This is a genomic window from Deltaproteobacteria bacterium, from assembly GCA_016210005.1.
Lineage (GTDB): Bacteria > Desulfobacterota > Binatia > HRBIN30 > JACQVA1 > JACQVA1.
This window is the reverse complement of sequence record JACQVA010000110.1, coordinates 1-2,997: the sequence shown is the minus strand read 5'-3', so window position 1 is coordinate 2,997 and position 2,997 is coordinate 1. Positions and strand designations below refer to the sequence as shown.

The 2,997-nt window shown below is 58.3% G+C and carries 2 protein-coding genes; one reads left to right on the top strand and one right to left on the bottom strand.

Annotation, left to right across the window (positions count from 1 at the left end; all coding sequences use genetic code 11):
- Nucleotides 1-941: 941 nt before the first annotated feature.
- The gene (locus HY699_10585; GenBank protein ID MBI4516246.1) at nt 942-2,438 is read left to right on the top strand and encodes a hypothetical protein; all 1,497 of its coding nucleotides are present in this window, start codon (nt 942-944) and stop codon (nt 2,436-2,438) included.
- 17 nt (nt 2,439-2,455) lie between these two features.
- On the opposite strand, the gene HY699_10580 is transcribed toward HY699_10585, so the two are convergent.
- Nucleotides 2,456-2,788 (bottom strand): hypothetical protein, encoded by a 333-nt coding sequence (locus HY699_10580; protein ID MBI4516245.1) that lies wholly within the window; start codon nt 2,786-2,788, stop codon nt 2,456-2,458.
- Nucleotides 2,789-2,997 lie beyond the last annotated feature (209 nt).

The window sequence follows — 2,997 nt, the reverse complement described above, 5'->3', positions numbered from 1 at the left end:
TTGTGTTGACGTGTGCAAGACTTCTTTACTTGATGAAACGCGCCACGGGAAAATACCATCTTTCAACGGTAGCCGGGGAGAAGGTAAGTATCCGTTCACGGCTATGCAGCAATACGGGGCCATGGTTGATTCATGGCGCATGCAGAAATGACTCGGGCTGATCTCAGGATGCCGCATCACCACTTGCTCGTTCGTCATGGGCTCCGGCCCCGATCGCTGGGTATTGACAAGAATTCGCCCCCCATGGACTATCATCCGGCATGGGGCGCAAGTCAAAGAAACGCAGAGAGGCGGCCTCGGAGCTTCAGCGGCTCCGAGCCGAGAACGCAGCGCTGCGACAGGAGAACTTGGAGCTGCGCCACGAGAACTCACACTTGCTCAAGCGGATGGAGCAACTCGAGAGAGTGGTTTCGGAGTTGCGTGAGAAGCTCGGGACCAACTCCCAGAACTCGTCGATGCCGCCGTCTTCGGATCGGCCTGATGCCCCAGTTCGGGAGCCGCGCTGTGCCTCTGGGCGAAAGCCGGGAGGACAACCCGGACATCCTCGGCACGAGCGCACGCGCCTCGCGCCGGGGAAAGTGACGGTTTTTCGGGAGTACAAGCCGCGGCACCGACCAAAATGAGGACATTTTTCCGCACACTCTGGTTCGTAGAACCTGACGGAACTCTGGATTAGGTGGGGTTGGCTCCTTCCGCGGTGGCGGTGGGGAGCGGAGCGGAAGTGGACTTAAAAGAGTTGCTGAATCTGCATGCGACGAGACCTCCTTGCCGGTAGTAGTTGGTGTCTTCAAAATCAACCATCCAGCAAAGGAGATCTCGTGTCCATCAGCGTAGAGCAGGTTAGTGTGGATTGCCAGAGTGCGGCCACGCAGAGTGGCGGCTTTCGTCCGGATAGCGGTCTGGCCGAGGAGGTTCTTCGAGCCAGGGGACAGTACGGGCGAATGAGCGAACTTGCACGGGAAGTGGATGTCGATCGACGCAGGCTGTATGAGGTTCGCGAAGAGGCGCGAGAGGCGCTTGTTGGTAGGTTTGACATTTCGGGTGAAGAGCCTCAAGTCGTCGAAGACGAAGCCGGTGGATACCGGACGGAGGACAAGGTACTCTTTTATCTCCCTGTGACCGTCGGCTACCTCAAGCGGGCCATCATTGCACTTCGAGTGGTCACTCCAGCGTCCATTCGGGATATAGTGGCTTTGTTGGTGATACTGTTTGGACAATCAGCCGCCTGGAGCTTCGGGAAGGTTCAGGCGGTTCTCACGGAGGCGGGGGAGCGTGCCGAACAGTTTTCAAGAGGCGTGGAGCTGTCCTCCATCCAAGGTTTCGTGGCCGATGAGATGTTCAGCCAGAATCGCCCTGTACTGGCTGGTCTGGATATCGAGACGCAGTACCTGTTCCTGGCGCAAGTGCGTGAGTCTCGCACCGGCGAGGAGTGGAAGGCCGTCCTGCAAAAGCTTCAGCTCGATCAACACCTGAACCCCAAGCGAGTCGTCAAGGACGCCGGAACCGGTTTGGCCAGTGGCATTGAGGCCGCTTTTCCTGGAATCGAGCAACGGGATGATATGTTCCACGCCGTTCTGAAGTTTGGTAAGGCTCGCTTCTACCTGGAACGACGGGCTCTCGGAGCCATCAGCAATGAATATGAGTGTGAAGAAAAGCGGGGCAAAGGGGCCGATGAAGCCGCGCGACGCCGAGCAGGGCAAGAGTGGCGAGAGGCCAAAGACCATGCAGCACGGGCCATTGACCGATTCGATGCTTTCGAGAAACTCTGTATCGAGGCAGAGCAACTGCTGAAGTTGACTCAGCCGCATACGGGCGACCTTTATCTGGCGGAGGAAGTCAGTTCGGGTCTGAAGCGAATAGGTCTTGCGATGATGGAGATACGAGGCGACCACGCCCGCAACGCAGGTCGGTATCTGAAGAACCGGGCTCCGGGATTGGCACTGCACCTACAAGCCCTTCGACAAGAGCTCCTGAAAGTTGCTGAAGCTGCCGGGGGCGAGGCCCTGACAAGGGCCGCTACACGACTTTACCAAGCCGTCCTCGACGCAAAGTCGAAGACCGGTCCAGAACCCAGACGGCAGGCTGCCACTGAGGAACTGAGGGTCGCGATCCGCAATCTGGCCACCGAGGCCGACGGGAACCCGCAGAGGGTTCAGCAGGCAATGAAGGTCGTCTTCCCTGTTCTGGACCGACGTGAGCGGGCCTCCAGCGCAATCGAGAACTTCAACTCAGTTCTGCGGCCGTATCTTGTCGTCCACAAGAACGTCGAGCAGAACTTCCTGAACCTATTCCAGTACTACTGGAACATGCGGACACGAGAATGGGGCCGCCGCAAGGGAACATCAGCCTACGAGCAGCTCACAGATGCACGAGTTGCCGACTGGCTCGAAACGTTGGGCTACCCGCGCCCGATGGCCAACGCGCCATCGGCAAACTGACCGCAGACCCGAAGCCCTCAGCTTGTAATGAGGTTCCCTGGCGCCACAGCGCCGGGAGTTTCGTGCTGCTCACAACGCAAACTGTGCGCAAGAAACATGCCAATTTGATCGGTGCCGATTTGTTCGAAGCGCTGGTCGATCTGTTCGAAGCGCTTATCCACCAGATCGAAGCGCTTGTCCATCAGATCGAATCGCCGATCCATCTGATCCAGCCGCACGGCGATCCGTTCCTGAGTGGCGGCCACCTGATTCAGTCGATCGGAGATTTTTGTCAGCTCCGGCAGCAACATCTCCTTGAGCACCCTGGTTCCGGCATCCATCATCGTCGTTGTCATGGTCATCGTCTCCATCACCGCTCCTCATTCAGTCTACCTCGGCCAGCGCCGACATCACCATCGACCTCGGCTACAAGCATCTGGCCTCGGATTTCGGGTTTTCTCACCCGCGGCCGAGGATATCCCGGAGACGATCCGGGTGGATTTGAAATCGTTTGAAATTTGCTGAAGGGGCATCGTCCCCAATCGCGATGCGATGCGCCGCCCCGGACTTCGCGCGCACC

Coding starts and splice junctions, on each gene's coding strand:
- HY699_10585 (MBI4516246.1), top strand. CDS start 942: ATGAGCGAACTTGCACGGGAAGTGGATGTCGATCGACGCAGGCTGTAT.
- HY699_10580 (MBI4516245.1), bottom strand. CDS start 2,788: ATGGAGACGATGACCATGACAACGACGATGATGGATGCCGGAACCAGG.